General features: G+C 43.2%; 22 protein-coding genes and 1 pseudogene. 10 read left to right on the top strand and 13 right to left on the bottom strand.

Features of this window, described 5'->3' with window-relative positions; all coding sequences use genetic code 11:
* Positions 1–78: 78 nt before the first annotated feature.
* The 9 genes and pseudogenes from MBEAL2_RS05215 to MBEAL2_RS05175 form a co-directional block, all read right to left on the bottom strand.
* Positions 79–1,053, bottom strand: a complete 975-nt coding sequence (locus tag MBEAL2_RS05215) for a 5-oxoprolinase subunit C family protein (protein ID WP_047151283.1) — start codon at positions 1,051–1,053, stop codon at positions 79–81.
* A 1-nt stretch (position 1,054) separates the two neighbouring features.
* Positions 1,055–1,942, bottom strand: coding sequence for a 5-oxoprolinase subunit B family protein (locus tag MBEAL2_RS05210; RefSeq protein WP_236692692.1), 888 nt, complete (start codon positions 1,940–1,942; stop codon positions 1,055–1,057).
* Between the two features lie 10 nt (positions 1,943–1,952).
* Positions 1,953–4,025, bottom strand: a complete 2,073-nt coding sequence (locus MBEAL2_RS05205) for a sigma 54-interacting transcriptional regulator (protein ID WP_047151281.1) — start codon at positions 4,023–4,025, stop codon at positions 1,953–1,955.
* Between the two features lie 168 nt (positions 4,026–4,193).
* Positions 4,194–4,970: a LamB/YcsF family protein gene (locus MBEAL2_RS05200; RefSeq protein ID WP_047151280.1), complete on the bottom strand. Its 777-nt coding sequence runs from the start codon at positions 4,968–4,970 to the stop codon at positions 4,194–4,196.
* Between the two features lie 50 nt (positions 4,971–5,020).
* Entirely contained in the window at positions 5,021–5,206 is a 186-nt protein-coding gene (thmT, locus tag MBEAL2_RS05195; RefSeq protein ID WP_047151279.1) for a 2-hydroxymuconate tautomerase, read from the bottom strand.
* Positions 5,207–5,246: 40 nt separating this feature from the next.
* Positions 5,247–6,594 (bottom strand): annotated as a pseudogene (locus tag MBEAL2_RS05190) (acetyl-CoA carboxylase biotin carboxylase subunit).
* A 21-nt stretch (positions 6,595–6,615) separates the two neighbouring features.
* Positions 6,616–6,864, bottom strand: a complete 249-nt coding sequence (locus tag MBEAL2_RS05185) for an acetyl-CoA carboxylase (protein ID WP_047151278.1) — start codon at positions 6,862–6,864, stop codon at positions 6,616–6,618.
* A 14-nt stretch (positions 6,865–6,878) separates the two neighbouring features.
* A complete protein-coding gene (locus MBEAL2_RS05180) occupies positions 6,879–7,856 on the bottom strand; it encodes a 5-oxoprolinase subunit C family protein (RefSeq protein WP_047151277.1) in 978 nt (325 codons plus the stop codon).
* Positions 7,849–8,721, bottom strand: a complete 873-nt coding sequence (locus MBEAL2_RS05175) for a 5-oxoprolinase subunit B family protein (RefSeq protein WP_236692690.1) — start codon at positions 8,719–8,721, stop codon at positions 7,849–7,851. The genes MBEAL2_RS05180 and MBEAL2_RS05175 overlap by 8 nt, the downstream gene beginning before the upstream one ends.
* 693 nt (positions 8,722–9,414) lie before the next feature.
* Between MBEAL2_RS05175 and MBEAL2_RS05170 the strand changes: the two genes are divergently transcribed.
* Positions 9,415–9,975, top strand: coding sequence for a YdcF family protein (locus MBEAL2_RS05170; RefSeq protein ID WP_236692689.1), 561 nt, complete (start codon positions 9,415–9,417; stop codon positions 9,973–9,975).
* 28 nt (positions 9,976–10,003) lie between these two features.
* Here MBEAL2_RS05170 and MBEAL2_RS05165 read toward each other — a convergent pair whose 3' ends face one another.
* Both MBEAL2_RS05165 and MBEAL2_RS05160 read right to left on the bottom strand, forming a co-directional pair.
* A complete protein-coding gene (locus MBEAL2_RS05165) occupies positions 10,004–10,900 on the bottom strand; it encodes a DMT family transporter (protein ID WP_047151275.1) in 897 nt (298 codons plus the stop codon).
* Between the two features lie 96 nt (positions 10,901–10,996).
* Positions 10,997–12,448 carry an aminotransferase-like domain-containing protein gene (locus tag MBEAL2_RS05160; protein WP_152667708.1) on the bottom strand — a complete coding sequence of 484 codons (1,452 nt, stop codon included), beginning with the start codon at positions 12,446–12,448 and terminating at the stop codon, positions 10,997–10,999.
* A 134-nt stretch (positions 12,449–12,582) separates the two neighbouring features.
* Here MBEAL2_RS05160 and MBEAL2_RS05155 point away from each other — a divergent pair, with 134 nt between their 5' ends.
* Entirely contained in the window at positions 12,583–13,194 is a 612-nt protein-coding gene (locus MBEAL2_RS05155; RefSeq protein ID WP_082129768.1) for a LysE/ArgO family amino acid transporter, read from the top strand.
* Positions 13,195–13,201: 7 nt separating this feature from the next.
* Here MBEAL2_RS05155 and MBEAL2_RS05150 read toward each other — a convergent pair whose 3' ends face one another.
* Positions 13,202–13,783: a TetR/AcrR family transcriptional regulator gene (locus MBEAL2_RS05150; RefSeq protein ID WP_047151274.1), complete on the bottom strand. Its 582-nt coding sequence runs from the start codon at positions 13,781–13,783 to the stop codon at positions 13,202–13,204.
* 117 nt (positions 13,784–13,900) lie between these two features.
* Here MBEAL2_RS05150 and MBEAL2_RS05145 point away from each other — a divergent pair, with 117 nt between their 5' ends.
* From MBEAL2_RS05145 to MBEAL2_RS05120, 8 genes are all read left to right on the top strand, one after another.
* On the top strand, positions 13,901–14,578 hold the full coding sequence (locus tag MBEAL2_RS05145) for a DJ-1/PfpI family protein (protein ID WP_047151273.1): 678 nt from the start codon (positions 13,901–13,903) through the stop codon (positions 14,576–14,578).
* Between the two features lie 146 nt (positions 14,579–14,724).
* Positions 14,725–14,889, top strand: coding sequence for a hypothetical protein (locus MBEAL2_RS31635; RefSeq protein WP_161798173.1), 165 nt, complete (start codon positions 14,725–14,727; stop codon positions 14,887–14,889).
* A 107-nt stretch (positions 14,890–14,996) separates the two neighbouring features.
* Positions 14,997–15,764, top strand: a complete 768-nt coding sequence (locus MBEAL2_RS05140) for a hypothetical protein (RefSeq protein WP_152667707.1) — start codon at positions 14,997–14,999, stop codon at positions 15,762–15,764.
* 300 nt (positions 15,765–16,064) lie between these two features.
* Positions 16,065–16,226 carry a VOC family protein gene (locus MBEAL2_RS32210; protein WP_173427694.1) on the top strand — a complete coding sequence of 54 codons (162 nt, stop codon included), beginning with the start codon at positions 16,065–16,067 and terminating at the stop codon, positions 16,224–16,226.
* On the top strand, positions 16,223–17,140 hold the full coding sequence (locus MBEAL2_RS05135; protein WP_047151271.1) for an ABC transporter ATP-binding protein: 918 nt from the start codon (positions 16,223–16,225) through the stop codon (positions 17,138–17,140). The genes MBEAL2_RS32210 and MBEAL2_RS05135 overlap by 4 nt, the downstream gene beginning before the upstream one ends.
* Complete coding sequence (locus MBEAL2_RS05130) at positions 17,137–17,916, top strand: ABC transporter permease (RefSeq protein WP_047151270.1); 780 nt, start codon at positions 17,137–17,139, stop codon at positions 17,914–17,916. Before MBEAL2_RS05135 ends, MBEAL2_RS05130 begins: the two co-directional genes overlap by 4 nt.
* A 269-nt stretch (positions 17,917–18,185) precedes the next feature.
* Positions 18,186–18,890 carry a L,D-transpeptidase family protein gene (locus tag MBEAL2_RS05125; protein WP_236692688.1) on the top strand — a complete coding sequence of 235 codons (705 nt, stop codon included), beginning with the start codon at positions 18,186–18,188 and terminating at the stop codon, positions 18,888–18,890.
* 261 nt (positions 18,891–19,151) lie between these two features.
* On the top strand, positions 19,152–19,427 hold the full coding sequence (locus MBEAL2_RS05120; protein WP_047151268.1) for a hypothetical protein: 276 nt from the start codon (positions 19,152–19,154) through the stop codon (positions 19,425–19,427).
* A gap of 50 nt (positions 19,428–19,477) precedes the next feature.
* Here the strand turns inward: MBEAL2_RS05120 and MBEAL2_RS05115 are convergent, their stop codons facing one another.
* Complete coding sequence (locus tag MBEAL2_RS05115; protein ID WP_047151267.1) at positions 19,478–20,593, bottom strand: aminopeptidase; 1,116 nt, start codon at positions 20,591–20,593, stop codon at positions 19,478–19,480.
* Positions 20,594–20,643 lie beyond the last annotated feature (50 nt).

Here is a 20,643-nt window from a genome sequence, read left to right as displayed (position 1 = left end):
TTTTGGTAGTACTGGCTATCGAAGATAATCCTTCTACGAATCCAATTATTTATGGAATGATAGCCAGTATAACCACCTTTATCTTAATGTTTCAACTAAATCATAAATTTTCTTCTGACGCTCCATCCGGGCTTCAATAGCTTGATCCATGGTGACAGCCAAAAATCGAGAGGCGGCCAAAGGCCTGGATTGAGCAATGCGGTCCAGATCCGAGCTAATAACGGTCCCGATCGTAACAAATCCCCCGCCAGTTGTCCCATCATGTAATAAAACAATCACTTCTTCTTCATTAGGTACCAAAATCCCGCCAATAGGATAGATAATATCGACAACATTAGAGGAACTGTCTCCTGCTCCAAACGGCGCTTTAATGTTCTGGAAACGAATGGACCCACCTTTAAACCGGTAAGCTACCCGATTTGATTCTGTGGATACCTTCCATTCAGAATTAAGGAAGGATTTTACTCCTTCATCACTGATTAATGCCCCTGAAAGCCCCATAACCACACGAAATTCATTCGACTTTGTAAAGTCAGGTAAAAAAGGGGAGTCGATTGATTTGCCAACTTGTTTAAACACACCCGGCAGGGGTTCGCCAATGGGAACACGGTCTTCCTCTATAAGCTTGCGCCCGTTGAAACCACCGAATTGGCTGTACAGGTATGTAGAACGGCTTCCCAATACTTCAGGCACCTGGATTCCACCTGAAATACATAAGTACGCTTTTACCCCTTGTCTTGCGGGAGAGAAATGTAAAATATCTCCCTCGGTTACTCTGACATTCTCCCACATTGGGATAAGCTGATTATTAATTCGCGGTTCCATGGGCGCCCCGGTTATAGAAATTACAGTATCCTTTTCAAATTGTATTTTAGGCCCAAGCAATGTCATTTCTAATCCGGCGAATTCGATTGGATTACCAAGTAATACATTCCCTGCTATAAAAGAATATTTGTCTGCTACCCCACTTGGGGGAACACCGTAATGATAATCCCCATATCGGCCAAGATCCTGAACTGTTGTTTCTATGCCAGGTTCAATGATTCGTAACATATTAAAAGCCCTCCATTAATTCAAGGATATACGGTCTTCCTCTCCGGAAGTATTCCTCCGGTGAAAATTCAACTTCCTTCATCCGAAACCGATACGTTCCTTGTTCAACCTCACGGCAAATGGAATAGTATTCTGATTCAGTAATAGAGCGATGCTTCCACAAATCACCAGGCCGGGCGAGAAAAAGGGAATGTTTAAAGTCCTCCAGCTGTTCATCCTTATGAAAGACAGGGACAGCTGATATTCCGATTAACTGATAACTTCCAGGTCCGGGTACTGGATAAATCACTGTAAAAGCCCCTCCCAATCCAACAGCTTGTCTTGGTGTATCCGTTCTTGGACTAATATATTTAGGAGTTTGAATTACCTGTTCAAGCGGCACACCTAAAGGGAATTCCCAGGCAGTCCCAGGATTAAACCCTATCATACTAATAAGGTAGGGCATTGAGGTATGAGCTTCAATAAATGTTTCTTTATGTTGAAATCCGTTAATTTTCATTACAAATTCAAAATTAGTTAGGTGCGGTTCCGTATGACGATCTTTAAAGCGCCTGGAATACTCCTGGGTAATGGGATCGTCATACCAAATTGGAATTTCCACAATACGTATTGACAAATTTAACTCTGACGGATTGCTCTTCAGAATGTCTATCTCTTTTAAATAATCCAACAGATCATAAGCAGAAATAATATCCGGATTAAATCGAACCAGGTATGAGGCATTTGCCGGGCAAATATCCAGCACACCTGGGATTTGCCGACTCCTTAATTCTTTGGTAATTGCTAAAGCTTTGAAATTGCTTTCTGCGCTCATATCTTTAGATATCTCCGCAAAAATATATTCGTCACCACCAAAGTGGAAATGAGTCTCTGGGACCGTAAACATCATTGCACCCCCTTTATTTCAGTAATTTTTTTATCCGGCGGCTGAGGGTCGCTGGACTTACGCCTAGAATTTCTGACACCTTAGCTGCAGTACCATACTTTTGCAATCCTAAAGTGATTAACTGCGTTTCTACCTCTGCTATAGCTTGTTTTAAAGGCATTAGCTCCAATGTCACAACAGATTCTTTATCTTTATTTCCTTTTTGATTAGCATAGAGTACGGAAAGAACATCATCACGATTAATAAAATCCTCCCGGGAAGTAACTATCAGCCGTTCAATTACATTTTGCAGTTCTCGAACATTCCCTTGCCATGGATGGTTATCCAATACTTCTAATGCTTCCTGGGATAAGTACTTTTCTTTATGATAAATATGATTAAAATGCTGCAGGAAATATAAAGATAACGGCATAATATCTTCTTTCCGCTTTCGCAAAGGGGGAACTAGAATGGGAATAACATGCAAACGGTAATATAAGTCTTCTCTAAATCTCCCTGCTTGTACTAATTCCCATAAGTTCCGGTTGGTCGCTGCAATAATGCGTACATCTAAAGAAATCGTCTTCGTGCCTCCAACCCTTGTTAGTTCCCGTTCCTGAAGAATCCTCAATAATTTCACCTGCATATTTAATGGCAGTTCTGATACTTCATCTAAAAAGATAGACCCCTGATTAGCCAGTTCAAAATAACCAGGCTTCCCCTTAGAATCTGCCCCTGTAAAAGCGCCTTTTTCATAACCAAACAATTCGCTTTCAATCAGTTGCTCAGGAATTGCTCCGCAATTTACTCGAACAAATCGATGTGAATACCGTTTGCTCCACTCATGTATAGCGAGAGCGACAACTTCCTTCCCTACCCCGGATTCCCCATGAATAAGTACAGTTGAATCAACATCAGCAACCATTCGAATCTCATCTACTACACGTTCCATCACTTGAGATTGATATACCAGATTACTTTTTCTAATCGTATAGCTTTTCAATTCCTCTAGTTCTTGTTTATACACCTCTGATTCTTTCTGAACCTTCATTAATTTTTCCTTTAATTGGTTTACCTCGGTAATATCCCTTGAAATGATAATAATCTTAACGATTTGTCCTTCATAAAAGACAGGAGTAGCAACAGACCATATACGTTTACCGTTTTTACTTTCTTGTATGCTTGTCAGCTTGGTTCCTTTTTTTAAGCAAAGTTCTACAATATTCGGTTGAAAGAAACCTTGCTTTTCCAAATCATAAACATTCTGCCCAATGACTTCACCGGAATTTTCTGCCCGCCAATAATCTTTCAAGAACGTACCAGTGAGGCGTATAATGATTCCTTGCGGGTTAACGACCATGATTTGTTCTTGAGAAGACGAGTGTATCGCTTGCAAATCCTCATTGAGGTGACGCACAAATTCTAACTCCCTAACAGCCTCTTCCCACTGTTCCCGCAGGAAAAAAATATGAACCAATCCTGTAACCTGCCCATCGACAATGGAAGGAGTGAAGTTTCCAATCATATGTTTAAAATTAAGGTAACTATTTATACTAACCAAGGACTTTCCTGCTAAAGCATCATTTAGATTACCTTGAATCTCTATGAGGGAACTATAATTACGATTTAACAAAAAAGAAGATGATAAACCTAAAATTTTCTCCGCCATTTCATTAACAAAGGTAATCCCCAGCGATGAGTTTGTGGTAATAATCCCGATTCCTGCTCCTGCAGAAAGTTGATTTAAATGTGTAAGACGGAGTTCATGGATTCGCTGCCGTGCGTTTTGGATAGTACAATATCCAGCAAGCTCATCATGCTCGTTAACTCCTATATAAACAGAAATATTATGATAGAATTCTATCTCGTGTTCCAAGGGTACCTTTAATATATCTTGTTGATATTGAACAGGCTGTTCTAAATTACAGGACATTTGAATCTGCTTCAGAAGTAAGGGCTGATCTACATATCCTACTACCCTGTCATCTTCTACGATGAGTGCCAGTTCCATTTTGTTTTTCGTTATTGTATGTAAAACCTCCTGGACAGTAGCCTGAATTGGCACTGTAACAGGAACTGGTTGTAGAATCTGTCTCCAGATAAACACAATATCACCCCCTTCTCCCATTTGTTATTAGACTATTCTATATTTTAACAAACTTTTTTAAGAATCAACGATCTAATTTTAGCCAGGACCGTTTTCACACAAAGTTAAACAGCCTGAGTCTCTTAGAATTCCAGACTCAGGCTGCGTAAACAGGTTTAATTCCTTGTTTTATACACGTGTATTTAAAACATCATGGATTGGAGCAATTTCAATATTTTCTGCTGTTAGGGCTTTCACTATGGCTTTTGCTAAAAGAGGAGCTCCAGGTGTATCCCCATGAATACATACCGTTTCTGCTTTAAGTGATACATCCTCACCCGTATTTGCCATTACTTTACCTTCCTTTACCATACGAACGACCCGTTCTGCCACCTTATGGTAATCTTGAATCGTTGAACCTTTTCTTGTAAGGACAATGGAGCCGGTAGCCGTATGTTCGCGGTCAGAATATACTTCTTTGGCTACTCGGATCCCCATTTTTTCGCCCGCTTCTACAACAGCTGAATGATTCATTGCATATACAATCGTATCTGACCCTGTTTCGGCAATCGCCTCCAAGATTACCCTGGCCACTTTTTCATCTTCCATTGCCAGCATATAAAGAGCACCATGGGGTTTGCAATGCTGAAGCTTCATACCAAAAGCGGAAGCGAACTCTCGCAGGGCTCCCATTTGATATGTGACATAATCTTTTATCTCGGAAGTAGTAGAACTCATATGTCTACGTCCAAAACCTAATAAATCAGGAAAACCTGGATGAGCTCCAATAGCTACCCCGTATTCCTTAGCCAATTCTATTGTTTTCCGCATAACATGGGGATCACCGCCGTGGTAACCGCAGGCGATATTGGCCGATGTAATATATTGCATCATTTCTTCATCATTACCTAATTTGTATAAACCAAAGCTTTCTCCCATATCACAATTCAAATCTACCTTTGGCATCTTACCCTCTTCCTTTCAGTTTAGATTTGGCATAGAAGCGTCTACAAAATTCATTTCCATGGCCAGAGCACTCCGCCCTTTGCCCACTCTTTCTTCTTCACTTCTGTAATGAGGATGTCTACTTCCTCTTTATCAATGTTAAGGGAATGGGTCACCGCATCCGTTACCTCTCGGATTAATGAAAGCTTCATTTCATCGCTTCTGCCCTCAATCATCTCAATTCTTACTACAGGCATGTCTATTCCTCCTATAAATTATACTTGTATCTCTTTTGAATTAAGTATTGACTAAGAGAAGTTTATCAAGGAATTTTGTCGTATATTCACCATATTGGAAATCGCTATTTTGCACGATCATCTGAAGCAGCGTTTTGTTCGTTGTTATTCCTTCTACCTGAATCTTTTCCAGTGCCTTATCCATCTTTTCAATCGCTTCTTCACGTGTATCCGCGTGAACAATAATTTTTCCGATCATAGGGTCATAGAAAGGGGTAACATTATTGCCTTCTTTAATCCCAAAATCCAGCCTCGCTTCTTCCGGAAGAACTAGGCGTGTTACCGTTCCCGGGGAAGGAAAAAAGGTTTTCGGATCTTCCGCATAAAGACGGCATTCTATAGAATGTCCTGTTCTCTTCACATCTTCTTGTTTCAACGGGAGTGGTTGTTTTGCAGCCAGCCGCAGTTGTAGTTCCACTAGATCAATACCCGTAATTTCTTCTGTTACAGGGTGTTCAACCTGGAGGCGGGTATTCATTTCGAGGAAATAAAAATTCTTCTGATCATCGAAAATAAACTCCATGGTTCCTACTGTAGTATAGCCAATCTGTTTTACCCCGCGAACAGCCGTCTCCAACAGCTCTTGACTGGTTTCTTCATCCAGGAAAGGAGAGGGGCTCTCTTCTACTACCTTTTGGTTGCGACGTTGGACGGAGCACTCACGTTCAAACAAATGAATGACATTTCCCTCATGGTCACCCGCTACCTGGACTTCAATGTGTCTTGGATTGTTAATAAATTTTTCCAGGAACAACGTTCCGTCACCGAACGCAGACTCGGCACGCTGCCTGGTTGTTGCGTATGCCTTTCTAAGCTCCTCAGGATTTTGAATGAATGCCATCCCGATTCCACCACCGCCTGCACTTGCTTTGAGCATAAGCGGGTAGCCAATTTGTTCAGCAAGCTCCAGCGCTTCTTCCACAGACTCTAAAGAACCATCCCATCCAGGTACAACAGGAACACCCGCTCTTTTCATTTGCTGGCGGGATTGAATTTTACTGCCCATTAATTCGATTATTTTCGCATCAGGTCCAATGAACGTAATTCCTTCTTGTTCTAAACGGAGAGCAAAATCGGCATTCTCGGACAGGAATCCGTAACCTGGATGGACGCCGTCAACTCCGGTTTGTTTAGCTGCCTCGATTACTTTTTCGATATCAAGATAGCTTTTCTTAGCCTGCGCCGGGCCAAGGCATACTGCTTCGTCTGCTTCTTCCACGAATAGTGCCATAGCATCCGCTTCAGAGTAAACCGCTACGGTTTGAATGCCTAAAACGTTTGCAGGTACGAATGACACGGCGGGCGATTTCCCCACGGTTAGCAATAAGGATCTTTTTAAAATAGCTCATAGAAGCACCTCCACAGGTTGTTTATTTTACAGTAAGCACAGCAATCTCTTGGCCCGCATCAACAATGTCTTCATTGTCTACAACAATACGTTCTACGACCCCGTCTTGCTCCGCCTTAATTTCATAAAAGTTTTTCATAACCTCGATTAAACCAATAACATCATTAGCCTTTACTTCCTGGCCTATGTTCACGAATTCAGGCTGATCTGGGGCTGGTTTATTGTAAAAAACTCCAGGAATAGGGGACACGATCGTGATTTGATTTGCCATCTATGCTCTCTCCTTTAAGCTTTCTTGATGATATTTTCGATTTCTAGTAATTTTCCTTTTAATTCTCGGCGTTCTTGGATTGCTTCATCTACAGTAACTGATACGAAATGAACTTTATCATTTGTTTTAACCTGAGCCATACGGCTTAAATCCGTGCTAATAATCGTAGCAATAGTCGCATATCCGCCACCGGTCACAGCATCATTTAATAAAGCGATCGGTTCGATTCCGTCAGGAACCTGGATAGAACCAATAGGATATCCGAGATCGACAACGTTAGAAGGATTACTTCCTGCACCGAAAGGCTGCTCACGCGGAACAAACTGAAGGCGCTCCCCTTTAAAACGATAACCTACACGGTTGGCCTCCGGAGTTACAGTCCACTCTATACTATGGAAACGCTCCTTACTCTCTTCCATTAGACGATAGCTGCAAAGCCCCATAACCACACGAATTTCATGATTTTTACTGTACTTTGGAATATATGAATCAGGAACGGTAGTATTTGTTGAAACGCTTGCTTCTGAATCGCTGCCACTTTGGAGCACATCGCCCTCTTTAAGCGGTCTGCCCTCATAACCGCCAACTCCGCAAAGCGTGTAGGTCGAGCGAGAATTCTGAATTAATGGGACATCGATTCCGCCCTTAACAGCAAGGTAAACCCGGGCACCGGATTTCACAAAATCAAACGAAAGTACATCGCCAGCGTTGACTTCCAATGTACTCCATAATGGAACCGGCACTCCGTTGACTTTGGGAGGAATTTCCCCTCCGGTTATAGAAATTACCGTATCCTGTTGGAATTCTAACTCAGGGCCCATGTATGTGATTTCTAGAACGGCGGCATTTCTTTTATTGCCAACCAGCATATTGGCAACAGTAAAGGAATATTGATCCATTGCTCCGGATGGAGGCATTCCGATTTCATAATAACCAATCCGGCCGTTGTCTTGAACTGTCGTCTGAAGCCCAGGCTTTAGCACTTTAATCACGGTACAACCTCCCTAATACTTGCTCAGAGAACTTCTTTGGATTTTCCATAACCTCTTGCGGGGTATAAGTGATATCCGTAATTTTATATCGAAAGGTGCCTTCTTCTACTTCCCTTCGAATTTGTTCATACTCATCCCTGTTAATTGAACGATAACGAAAAATATCGCCCTGGCGCGGGAAAACCATAGAGTCTTTGAAATCAGCTAATTTTTGATCACGGTCAAAAACAGGTGCAGCGGCAATACCAAATAATTGATACCCGCCAGCTCCCTGAACCGGATAAATACAAGCAAATGCTCCACCAAAACCAAAAGCACGTTCAGGTGTATACGTCCGGGGACGAACATACTTAGGAACTTCAATTTGTTGTTCACGGTTGACCATTTGAAAACAGAATGGCAGACCTGGAACAAAGCCAATCATGGAGACCAGGAACGGATAGTTTGTCAGATCTTGAATAAACTTCTCTTTAGACTCATATCCATTCACTCTAGCCGCGTATTCAATGTCTGTAGATTGCGGATCTTGATGGCGATCACGTGATTTCATAAGCGCATCATGTGTCCAGGGATCTTCAAAAAGTATCGGAACATCTACCGCGCGTGAAACGATTTCCATTTCTAATGAAATAGCAGATTCAATCTGCTTTAAAATTTCTATTAATTCATTTGGATGTAGAATTTCTGGGTCTACCCGAACCATATACGAGGCGTTGGAAGGACAAATATCTAGAATCCCCTCCACCTTTTTTTCTTTTAACTCCTGAGTAATCGCTACCCCTCGGAAATTTGCTTCCGAATTCATAGTCTCAGCCAATTCAACAAAAACAAACTCGTCGCCACCATACTCATAACGTGTAGCCAACTTTATTCACCTCACCTAACCTTAAGAAATATACGCATAAACATAATAAAGCAAGAATAATGCCAAAATTATATGCAATTTTAAATAGTCAAACCAGGAAAAACGAACATGATCTTTCACTTTTGAAACAAAATAGCACCTTTCGTTTTAGGAAATTTTTAAAAAAGCATTGAAATGACAAGTTCCATACCATTTATTTCATTTTTGAAACGTATCTTTCATTTTTGAAACAACATTGTTAGATTTTATGACAGAAAAGCCTGTTTTTATATTATGGGTCTAATTGGAATGTTAACTATTATTTTGGCTGTCGCAACGAATGGGAAGTATTATGCAAAGTCCGCTTCTATTGACACGCCTGAAGAAGCGTATATAATTCACTAAGAATTTAGTACAATTTTACAAATGAATGAATCACAAACAATAATCCGATCTCCAAATCGGACTATTGTTATTACCAATTAAAAATCGTACTATAATGCTATAATAGCCCATAGAGGTGAACAGATTGATTTATGTCATTAAAGCCGCATACAGCTTTTTTCTCCCTCCTGGGATTTTTATTATTCTCCTGCTCCTTTTAAGCTGGCAGCAGTATCGAAAAACAAAAAGCCCCCCTTCTTCCCCCTCCTTCTTGCTGTATGCTTTTATATCGTTTCCACTCCTTACATAGGCGATGTAGCAATTAAATCATTGGAAGACCGTTATCATCCTCCCACACAAATACAGGGAGATGTGCTCGTTATGCTTGGCGGGGGAGCGACATCCGGGACACCGGACGTTAATGGAGCAGGTCAGCTGTCAGGTTCGGCTGCCAATCGCCTGCTGACGGTCGTCAGACTCTACAATAAAACAAACCTGCCCATCATTTTGTCCGGCGGGCAGGTTTTTAGCGATTCCAGCAATGAAGCATCCATTGCCAGAAGACAATTAATTGAATTAGGAGTTCCCAAAAACAAAATTATTGTGGAAGACAAAAGCCGGAATACCGAGGAAAACGCCAAATATGTTAAGGAAATGCTGAGCAGGCACCATTTCAAGCAGCCGATTCTTGTTACTTCCGCCTTTCATATGGAACGCTCGGTGCGTAATTTTTCTGGTGTTGGAGTTACGGTGACTCCCTATCCAACAGATTATAAAAGCAGCCGTCCCATAACTCTTTACGCTAATAAGCTTGTCCCGTCTGCCAATGCTCTCTCCAATGTGAGTACAGCCCTTAAAGAATACATCGGCATCGCTGCTTTATCGTTCTGATGCGGTCTTTCATATGAAAGGCCATTTTTTAAGCTCCGCTCGCTTCTACCTGGCTTTTGGCTTTGGCCTTCTTTGATGATAAATAAACACCGGCAAAAATAATAAGAAGTCCGACAATTAGATTTGAAGTAATCGGCTCTCCCAATAAAACATAACCCCAAATCATCGCGGTTGCCGGAATTACGTATGTTACAGTCGTCGCAAATTCCGGACCGCCTTTTGCCATCATGTAGTAAAAAAGCAGATGGGCGATCCCCGAACCAAAACATCCAAGTCCGATAACAGCAAAAATAGGCAAGGAATGAAAAAGCATAGCTGGCTTAATCGGTTCAGTCAGAACCATGCCTGCTAAGCCGACAAGGGCTCCTACAAGCAGTGAATACGTTGTAATCACAAGCACACCTGTATTGGATAGAAAACGTTTTGCATACTGGGAAGCAAACCCATAACTCATGGTCGCCAGAAGCATCGTGCCAATTCCAACGAAGTCTCGTGCAAGAATGTGCCCGAACTGAAAATTCATAAGAACGAGGATACCAAAAAAGCCGATCATAATTCCGAACCACTGGCGGGCTGTTAATACGACAGAAAAAACCACAACACCCATTATCCCTGCCCAAATCGGTGTTGTTGCATTTAAAATAGAAGCCGTATTGCTTTGAATTGTTGTTTCACTCAGGGATATTAGTCCCCAGGGTAACCCGGCATTACATATTCCAACGACAATGAGAGATTTCCACGGTAGTGGTCCCGTGATTTCTTTGCGTTTCCTCCATAGAACTGGAAGAAGAATGATGGCTCCAGCGAGACACCGAAGAAAAACCGTGCCCCAAACACCGGCTGGTTCTAACAACCATTTCATAAATACAAAGGATAGGCCCCAGATTAAACTAAGGCCAAGTAAAGCACTATACAATCGCAGCATTTTTCTCCCCCTTTTACCGTTTTTTTGTGCTACCTCCATGGATAGTATAGCTGGATCGAGGAGGCTATGTAAGGTTTTGCGAATGAAAGAGCAAGATTACAAAAGCAGATTCTTTATGATTGCAGCAAGACGAGCCATTTCTCTTTCCATATCGGCAAGTGATGCATACGAATAGGAAAGCCTTAAATAATTGCTTGTATCAGGACCATACAGGTTTCCCGGGTTAAGCAAAATCCCTTCCTTTAACGCCTTCTCAAAAAGCTCTCGCGTTGCTGCAAGCGAAGTGAGCCGAACCCAAATATAAAATCCGCCCTCCGGAACATTCCATGAAGCAATTCCGCCAAAATACTTCTCAAGATAATGGACCATAGCATCCCTGCGCTCCTTGAGCTCTTTCCTGATAAAGCGAAGCTGTTCTGCGTATAGCCCGCTTGAAATCCATTCCGCTGCTGCCCACTGGGATAAAGAACTGGAGCCGTAATCTGTCTGCATTTTTATATCCGATAGCCGTTCAATTACCGGTTCCGGCCCTACGACCCACCCAATTCTCAGCCCCGGACTTACGGTTTTCGATAGGCTTCCCACATAAAGAACGCTCCCACTTTTATCGTTTGCCTTTAGAGGGCTTGGCGGCGGACAATCCATCCATAAGTCCCGGTACACGTCATCCTCAATGATAGGCAGCCTTTCTTTCTCACACACTTCGAGGAGCTGCGCCCTCCTTTTCTCTGTCATACACACCCCGGTAGGATTATGAAAAGACGGAATCGAATACAGCAAAGCCCCATCGCATTGCTTTTGATATGCAGCAAGCAGCGAAGTTTGAATGCCTGATTCGTCCATCGGAACGCCAAATAACTTCATGCCGGCTGACTGAAAGACATGGACGGAATATAGATAAGACGGTTTCTCGAGCAGTACCGCCGCTCCCCTGTGTAAGAGTCCAACCGAAATAAGCTGCAGCGCTTGCAGAGCTCCCGATACAATCAGGATGGATGCGGGAGAAGCCTGAATTCCTATCGTTTTTAAATACTTGCTCAATGTTTGGCGCAAAAACAAATTTCCTTTCGGCTCCTCATATCCTAAAGACAGATTGTGATCAGGAAGCTCTCGAAGCAGATTTTGTATTTGCCTATAAGGCAATAGCTCAGGGGAAAGTTCTCCTGTCCCCAGCCGAATCATATTCGGGCGAAATTCTGCATGGTTTATTTCTTGAACCGTCAATAAATTCGGCTGATGAATGCCTGAACGGACGAAGGAGTTCCAATCAGGAGGCGGACTGGACGCCAGCAGGCTCCACGTTGTATTCACCACTCTTGTCCCGCCGCCTTTTTTCCCTTCAATCAAACCCTGGGAGGCGAGTTCATCCAGGGCGGTAACAACGGTGCTGCGATTAACGTTAAGCAGATTTGCTAACCTGCGCTGGGAAGGGAGCTTTGTTCCAATTGTCCATTCTCCATTGCTGATTTTTTCTTTTAAATGTTCTTCAATTTGCTTATGCAGCGGAACCGAAGAGAAGCGATTGGGTTTCCAATCCAAAGCGTTCACCGTTTTCCCCCCCATATGATTTTTAAAGATATGCAATTTGGTTGGTTTAACATGCATCCAAATGGATGGAGACAAATCATTCCTCTATTTTTAAAATAAAACTGTAGTCATTTTTACATAATGGAGGATACATAATGATAGAAGCCGTAATGCATGCCGTTGTTCTTGCCTTTGGGCTCATTTTGCCTTTAGGTGTTCAGAATGTATTTGTTTTTCAGCAAGGAGCCTACCAGCGCAGTTATTGGAGGGCATTGCCCGTTGTTTTGACAGCGTGTCTCTGTGATACGCTGCTGATTACTTTTGCTGTAACAGGCGTATCCGTTCTGGTATTAACAAGCCCGTTGTTTAAGGTTATATTACTATCCGTCGGTGTTGTTTTTTTGTTGTATATGGGATGGATAACATGGAAAAGCAAGTCCAATAACGCCAGCGAACAGACGGAGGCTTTTTCATTTAAAAGACAGGTTATCTTCGCTGCTTCTGTGTCCCTCTTAAACCCGCATGCCATCATGGACACAATCGGTGTAATTGGCGTCAGTTCCTTGCAATACTCAGGTCTGGAGAAGGTCGCATTTAGCGTAGCCTGTATTTGCGTATCCTGGATCTGGTTTGCTTCCCTTGCACTGGCCGGCAGAGTTTTTGGCCGTATCGACTCATCGGGCAAACTTATGGTCCTGCTGAATAAAATATCGGCCGTCATCATGTGGGGTGTTGCCATTTATTTAGCAAAGTCAATGTTTTCGTAATACTATATTACCTTCCATGAGCAGCAAGCAAAGCGCTCGCCACTTCCCTGGCCTGGCGGGCCGACTCCTTCTTGTTTCCAATATGCGCGGTCACGATCGCCCCTTCTACAAGAAGCATGAGCTGATCCGCAAATGTACCCGGATCGCTTATCTTCACTTCACGAGCCAGCCCATGGATATAATCGCGTATAAACTCTTTGTGCTCATAGGCGATTCGCCGAACTTCCCCCTTCTCAGAACCAAACTCTCCCACCGCGTTAATAAACGCGCACCCTCGGAAATCTCCGGTTTGAAACCATGCATGCAGTGCATCAAAAACAGCTAAAAGGCGTTCCCTTGGCGTATCTGCCTGTTCAATGTATTCAGTAAACCAACTCCGCCAGTTTTCATCCCGCCGGATAAGGTAGGCCTCAATCAGTTTGTCTTTTGAAGGAAAATGCTTATACATTGTATTCATCGCAACGCCTGCTTCTTTCACGATGCGGTCGATTCCGACAGACTGGATTCCTTCCTGGTAAAACAGCGTTGCGGCAGTGCTCAGGATCCTTTCCGCCGCCTCGCTCTTCCCTGAATGCTTCGGTGTGTTCATTATTTTTCCATCTCCTTATTGACAGTAGAAAGAACGTTCTATATAGTTAATTATACAAAAAGAACGATCGTTCTACCTAAAAAGATTGTTCTTTTACATAAAAGGAGGGTTCCCCTTATGGAAGAAACACAGATTAGAGGCTTTCGGCTTGGCATTTATGTTTTCAAAGACGCAGAAATTATCGATTATGCGGCTCCCCATGGCGTGTTTTCGGTAGCCAGACGATTCGATCCGGAACTGGATGCGTTTCTTATTTCTGATTCCATGCATCCGGTTCAAACGCAGGCAGGGTTCACCGTCATGCCGAACTACAGTTTTGCGGATCGACCCGATATGGACGCTTTCTTAATTCCGGGAGGATTTGGCACGCGGCAGGAAACATATAACGGCCGCCTGCATGATTACATTACATCGCTGCCGCAGAAAACACTGCTGACGAGCGTATGCACAGGTTCCTGGATTTACGGGAATATGGGCTTGCTGGATGGGATACCGGCGACAAGCCGGAAGGAGCCCGATCGAGTGGAAGCCTCATCGTCCGGGATGGTGCCGATCGATCGGCTGGCACAGCTCGCGCCCGCTTGCAAAATAAGCAGATCCCGCGTGGTCGATAGCGGACGCATCATTACAGCCGGGGGCATTGCAGCAGGAATGGAGATGGGCTTTCACCTCTTGCGCCGTGCTGGTTACGATGAATCGTTTATTTATGAGGTGGCCCGTGTAATGGAGTATCACCAGGCGTATGAAGGGTACCGTGAGGATTTAGAAATCATGGACGCAAATCAATATCGCTAAGTACAGTAAACAGCCTGCTGAATTGAGTGAATTCGGCAGGCTGCTGTTTTTAAAAATGGTTGTTATATTACCTTCCAAACAAACAGGAAAAAACGCTGCTTTGTTATAAAATTATCACAAATCAATCGGGAAAGGTGTGATAAAATATGGCGTTATTAGGAAGAATTGTTTTTTTACAAAGGTTAAAAGATGAGTTGATCGAAAAAATAAACCACCCTTCTACCACCTATTCTCAGATGACCGAAATCAACAAACAAATGCGCCAAATTAACCTAGAAATACAAAATATAAGGCGGACAGGAAATGAATAGATCTACTTGTCCTTTCATTATAAACCACCTGGGTTTCTATTTTAGCCTCCTTTTACGTTTCACCTCTAAAAAATACGGGAAGAGGGAGAACATAAGGGGTGAAAACGATGGTAATGTTAATTTCTGTGTTAGCCTTTTCCCTGGCAATTCTGCTGTCATTTTTCATGGCCTATCGATATCGGAAAGAACGCCAGGCAGTATCATGGTTATTTTCAGGGATAGGAGGGTTTGCACTCCTTTTATCCGGCAGTGTTTTTGGTTTTATTTATACGCACCCAAAACCTCAGCCTTCTTCTTTCCTGCCGATTAAAGTCAGTGAAGCCGATCATTCAGACTCATCTTCTCTAATACCGGCAACTTCTTTTTCTTCTCTTCCGCAAAATCAACCGATCGAAGTACGTCTGATTTCCCGCTCACAACAAAGGGATATAACAGCAGTAAGTCCCGCTGATGCAAAACCGGAAAAGAAAGCAGGCCCAAAAAAAGAAAACAAAAACCAGTTAACCCCCCCTCCCCCATTACCTAAACAACAAAAGGAAAGAGGGACGAAACCAGCCTTACCTGAGCCTGTACAGTCTGCAAAAGCAAAAAAAGAGACAGTAAAATCGCAGCCAACGCCGTCAGAAACACAACAGCCGCGTACACCTGAACCGCTACCGCAAGAACAGCCCCCGGCTCCTTCAAAGCAAAATCAGGAACAACCTCCAGGAGACAGTACCAGTCAACCGCCACAGCCAGTGGAGCAAAATGTAACGCCGTCTCAGCCGCAGTCTCCAAACCCATCACAAGTAGATGAAGGCCAGGCCAAGGAAGTAAATGCAAGCTCACAATCAACAGAACAAGAGAAGCAGACCCCGCCGTCACCACAACCATAAAATATAAAGAAATAACAAGTAAGGCTCCAACAAAAACAGGCGGCATCTTTTTGTGAAAGATGCCGCCTGTTTTTGTTGTTCTACCGCTTGTTACCGCTCTTTCGCACTTTCATTCAGCAAATACAAGTTATAAAAAGTAACGATAGATAATGCCAAAAGAACAACGCTTACCAATCTGATAATGCTTGACATCCTCATACTCTTAACCCCGAGTAAAATGGTAAAATAAAGGAAGGGAAAGAAGAGTATGACCTACTAGGATTTTTTTGAAATCATTCAAATTGGAAGGAGTTATTCATTATGATTCGTAACATGGGACACATTACGATTCTTGTGAAAGATTATGAGGAAGCTATCAAATTTTATGGGGAGCCGAAGCAAGTGCCCTGGGGAGTCGAGGTTGTATTTGAGGATTTATATGGCAACCGGTTTGATTTAATTGAGCCTGTGATGAAGATATGACGGACAAAAATGTTGTTGAACTGCATAATGTCTCAAAAACCGTCGACGGAGAACCAATCATCCGGGATTTATCGTTTTCCATCCGGCGCGGAGAAATCTTAGGGCTGTTAGGGCCGAACGGCGCCGGGAAAACGTTCACGATCCGCATGATGGTCGGGCTTATTACGATGACGGATGGTGATATTTTCATTGAAGGGCATAGCATAAGAACCGATCGAACAAAAGCCCTCCAGCATGTCGGAGCGATTGTAGAAAATCCTGACCTGTACGGCTACATGACAGGGATGCAAAATCTCAAACACTTCGCCCGGATGTATGATACATCGATAAGCAGGGAGCGAATCATGGAAATCGTTCGTCTTGTCGAGCTTTCCGATGCGATTCACCGCAAAGTGAAAACATACTCACTCGGTATGCGTCAGCGCCTTGGAATTGCACAAGCGCTTCTCCATCAACCGGGCGTTCTTATTCTGGATGAGCCGACAAACGGTTTGGACCCGGTCGGCATTCACCAGCTCCGCGGGTACTTATATAAGCTTGTGAAAGAAGAAGGCATCGCTATTATTGTATCCAGCCACTTACTGGCTGAAGTTGAATTGATGTGTGACCGTGTCGTTATTATACAGAACGGAATGTTTGTCGGAGAACACAATATAAAGGAAAGAAAAGATAGCGTGACAGCCGTCGAAGTTGCTTTTGAAGTCACAGAACCAGACAAGGCAGTCTTGCTGCTCGCTTCCTTCGGCACTGTCCAGGCAGTCGAAACAACGATTATGCTTAAGCTCCCTAAACAGCAGGTTCCAGCTATTGTCGCATTGCTTGTTGAATCTGGAATCGGTATTTACCAGGTCAACATTAGGACTGAATCCCTTGAAGAAACGTTCTTAACCTTAACAGGGGGAACACGGTTATGACAAGATTTCTCGCACTCATACAAAATGAAATTATAAAAATTAACAGTAAAAAGCAGCTCATATTCTTCCTATTGTTCTGTTTGCTGCTTATCGGGGGCATTGGCATTGCGAACCGGATTGTTCCTGATATGAGAGCAGCGGTGGATTACTTAAAATTCGCAAACAGCATGGCGTCGTTTCTGGCTGTCTTTCTTGTCTTGTTTGCTATCGTGCTGGGAGCCCAGTCTCTCTATGATGAATTCAAGGATGGCACAATTAAGCAACTGCTGCTGCGTCCGGTAAGCCGCACATCGATTTTATTATCGAAATATACGGCCAATGTTGTTGTTATCCTATTTGCCGCTCTTTTTCTATGTGTAGCATGTGCTGTCATTGGTTTGCTGTTGTTTGGTACAGGCAGAAGCGGAACCCTCACCCTTGGGGTTGTGTGCAAGTCCTACCTTTACAGTCTGCCGGATGTCCTTTTCATTATGACGCTCTCTTTTTTTATTGCGGGGTTGTCCAAAAGCAGTGCGTTGTCCATTACAATCTCCATTTTTCTCTACCTGGCTGGTGAGGCATTAACCTCTCTTATCCCGCAAAAGTGGGGAGCTAAATATATTATTTTTAATAACCTGAATTTGAAAGTTTACGACCAAAACCCTCTCCTGAATGGAGGGATAGAGGCCCCGTTCTCGGGGATGTCCTTTGGGTTTTCCATCATGCTTATTTTTCTGTATGTGGCCGCCCTGTTATTTATTGAAATTATTGTTTTTGAAAAAAGAGACGTGTATTAAACCATTGTGCTGCAAATAAAGCAGAGGCCAGGAAAGCCGGTCCTGCTTTTTTCTTTTATTTAGATATGATGCAGGGAGGGTTAAAGAAATTTCAGCTTTAAAACAGCCTGTCTACTGCCAAGTGGATAAAGGGTAAAATCGCCTCGTAATGAACAAAATAACACGGGAGAGGTGAGTAACAATGAAATACTTGGCAGAACTGTTTAAATTCCTGTAGAAAAAGCGGCCCGGTTTTGTTTAACTGCCGGCGTGTACGGAAAGGAGGAGGGATGACTAGAATGAACGCGTTAACTAGACATTTATATCGCATGGCCAAAATAATAAGCATCGCCCTCCTTCTTTCCTGTACGGCACATGCATCGTCTGCTACGGCAAAAAAACCTGAAAACCGGGCAGCGGATAGTTATCAACTGTATATTAATTTATGGTATCGGAAGCTGTACATAATAAAAGACGGCACCCCTATAAAAAAGTTTTCCATTGGCCCGGGTACAAAAGAAACGCCCTCCCCTATCGGCATATACCGTGTTGTTTCTAAGGATACCGGATGGGGCGGCGGTTTTGGAAGCTGCTGGCTGCAATTAAATGTTCCCTGGGGAACATACGGAATTCATGGAACGAATCGGCCGGGGCTCATTGGAAGATATGTAAGCCATGGCTGTTTTCGAATGAAAAACAGAGACGTTGAAGAAGTATACGAACTCATTCCCGTTGGCACACGGGTCGTTATTGACGGTCCCATTACAGGACATAAGGACGTAACATACCGCATTCTTGTAAAAGGATCAAGAGGGGCCCTCGTCCAGCTCGTTCAAAACCGTCTGCAGGCAGCAGGACTGTATAAAGGAAGATGCAATGGCATTTTTGACGGCGGTACAGAGCTTGCCGTTATGCGTTATCAAAAGCAAAATAAACTTCCGGTCACAAAGCAAATTGGCTATGAAGACCTACTTCATCTCGGTCTTATTGAATGAAAAAAATCTTGAATACAGTTAATGCCCACTTTTTTCTTTTTACCTCACGTTTTCCAATTTAAGACATAAGCTAAATGTAATTAACAAATATTTTTTCTTACTTTTACACCCCCGACCACTCGTAAGATAAACATAGGCCACCTCTAACATATGTGCTTATATCCTTTCCCTGCAAGGCGAGCTTCTTAGCAGGAGAGCGTTACACGCGAGATGCTCTGAGGTAATAAATGTACAGGCAACCGGAGTGAGGAGGGACAGCGTATGTATTACAATTTTGTGGAGTTCAGCTCTGGAGATACTTACACATACAAAAACCTGGAAACTGATTTGCGAAGCGGACGAGAAATTGATTTTTTATATAAAGATTCAAGATATTGCATTCTTTTAGAGGAAGAAGGATGGGTGTTTGTTGAGTTATTCAGCGGTTGGACAAGTGAGGTGTATGAAAGCTTCGAGGAATTGCTGGACACAATCAAGATTGATGGAAAGAAGCTAAAGGACATTCTAGACTCGCTAAAGGTGCGGTATATCTTCTAAAAAAGGAACAACTCCTTCTGGATTGTTCCTTTTCTTCTGCATTGCTCCGGCTATTTTAAGGACTCAGGATTCAGCCCTTCCAATTCAGGAATGACAAACCTTCCATCCTTCCTGATTAACCTGTCATCAAACCAAATCTCGCCTCCGCTGTATTCAGGGCGCTGAATGAGCACCATGTCCCAGTGGATGGCCGACGCGTTTCCATTATAAGCATCCTCATAGCACTCTCCCGGGGTAAAATGGATAGAGCCGTCTATTTTCTCATCGAATAAGATATCTTTCATCGGCTCGCGGATAAACGGATTGAGCGCGATAGAAAACTCCCCGATATAACGGGCGCCTTCATCGGTGTCAAAAATTTTATTAATGCGTGTTGTGTCATTCGCAGCCGCGTCGACAATCTTCCCATCTTTAAAAGTAAGCTTGATATTTTCGAATACGAAACCATTGTAAGGAGACGGCGTGTTGAAGCTGATAATGCCGTTTACCGAGTCCCTCACAGGAGCAGTATAGACCTCACCGTCCGGTATGTTGAGCTGGCCGGCGCACTTAACCGCCGGAATCCCCTTGATGGAGAAAGTAAGATCGGTATCTTTCGCCACCAGCCGGACTTTATCTGTTTCGTTCATTAAATGAGCGAGGGGGTCCATCGCCTTGTTCATCTTACTGTAATCCATTGTACAGACCTCAAAGTAGAAATTCTCAAATGCTGCTGTGCTCATGTTTGCCAGCTGGGCCATCGATGGATTAGGATAACGCAGCACGACCCATTTCGTTTTCTTTACCCGAATTTTGGAATGGACTTCCGCCATGTAGAGCTGATTGTACAGCTTCATTTTCTCTTCCGGTACATCGGAAAGCTCACTAATATTTGAGCCTCCGCGGATCCCGATATAAGCCTGCATCATGCTCATCTGTTTGGCATCAGCCTGGGTCCAGGTCCGTATTTGCTCTTCTGTTCCATTCAGCAGCAATTGCCGGAGAATCTCGTAGTCCCGTATATTTACATGCGGGTGTCCGCCGGCTTGATGGATTTTTTGAATAAGCGCCTTTACAAAAGCATGATCAATCCCAAACGCCTCGATTAAAACATGCTCCCCCGGTTGAACTTTTATGGAATAGTTGACAAGTATGCCTGCTAATTGTTCCAAACGGCTGTCTATCATGCGGGTTTCCTTCTTTCTGCGTCTGTGTAGTATTCTCAACTATTATTTAC

Origin of the sequence: Aneurinibacillus tyrosinisolvens, from assembly GCF_001015055.1 — a bacterium.
Classification (GTDB): Bacteria; Bacillota; Bacilli; order Aneurinibacillales; family Aneurinibacillaceae; genus Aneurinibacillus_A; species Aneurinibacillus_A tyrosinisolvens.
Note: the sequence above shows the minus strand (reverse complement) of the source record. Positions and strands in the feature narration are given on the sequence as shown.

Bases quoted from the DNA above. Each gene is read 5' to 3' on its own strand.
- MBEAL2_RS05215 (WP_047151283.1), bottom strand. From the start codon at position 1,053: ATGTTACGAATCATTGAACCTGGCATAGAAACAACAGTTCAGGATCTT.
- MBEAL2_RS05210 (WP_236692692.1), bottom strand. From the start codon at position 1,942: ATGATGTTTACGGTCCCAGAGACTCATTTCCACTTTGGTGGTGACGAA.
- MBEAL2_RS05200 (WP_047151280.1), bottom strand. From the start codon at position 4,970: ATGCCAAAGGTAGATTTGAATTGTGATATGGGAGAAAGCTTTGGTTTA.
- thmT (WP_047151279.1), bottom strand. From the start codon at position 5,206: ATGCCTGTAGTAAGAATTGAGATGATTGAGGGCAGAAGCGATGAAATG.
- MBEAL2_RS05185 (WP_047151278.1), bottom strand. From the start codon at position 6,864: ATGGCAAATCAAATCACGATCGTGTCCCCTATTCCTGGAGTTTTTTAC.
- MBEAL2_RS05165 (WP_047151275.1), bottom strand. From the start codon at position 10,900: ATGCTGCGATTGTATAGTGCTTTACTTGGCCTTAGTTTAATCTGGGGC.
- MBEAL2_RS05155 (WP_082129768.1), top strand. From the start codon at position 12,583: ATGATAGAAGCCGTAATGCATGCCGTTGTTCTTGCCTTTGGGCTCATT.
- MBEAL2_RS05150 (WP_047151274.1), bottom strand. From the start codon at position 13,783: ATGAACACACCGAAGCATTCAGGGAAGAGCGAGGCGGCGGAAAGGATC.
- MBEAL2_RS05145 (WP_047151273.1), top strand. From the start codon at position 13,901: ATGGAAGAAACACAGATTAGAGGCTTTCGGCTTGGCATTTATGTTTTC.
- MBEAL2_RS31635 (WP_161798173.1), top strand. From the start codon at position 14,725: ATGGCGTTATTAGGAAGAATTGTTTTTTTACAAAGGTTAAAAGATGAG.
- MBEAL2_RS05140 (WP_152667707.1), top strand. From the start codon at position 14,997: ATGGTAATGTTAATTTCTGTGTTAGCCTTTTCCCTGGCAATTCTGCTG.
- MBEAL2_RS32210 (WP_173427694.1), top strand. From the start codon at position 16,065: ATGATTCGTAACATGGGACACATTACGATTCTTGTGAAAGATTATGAG.
- MBEAL2_RS05135 (WP_047151271.1), top strand. From the start codon at position 16,223: ATGACGGACAAAAATGTTGTTGAACTGCATAATGTCTCAAAAACCGTC.
- MBEAL2_RS05130 (WP_047151270.1), top strand. From the start codon at position 17,137: ATGACAAGATTTCTCGCACTCATACAAAATGAAATTATAAAAATTAAC.
- MBEAL2_RS05125 (WP_236692688.1), top strand. From the start codon at position 18,186: ATGACTAGAATGAACGCGTTAACTAGACATTTATATCGCATGGCCAAA.
- MBEAL2_RS05120 (WP_047151268.1), top strand. From the start codon at position 19,152: ATGTATTACAATTTTGTGGAGTTCAGCTCTGGAGATACTTACACATAC.
- MBEAL2_RS05115 (WP_047151267.1), bottom strand. From the start codon at position 20,593: ATGATAGACAGCCGTTTGGAACAATTAGCAGGCATACTTGTCAACTAT.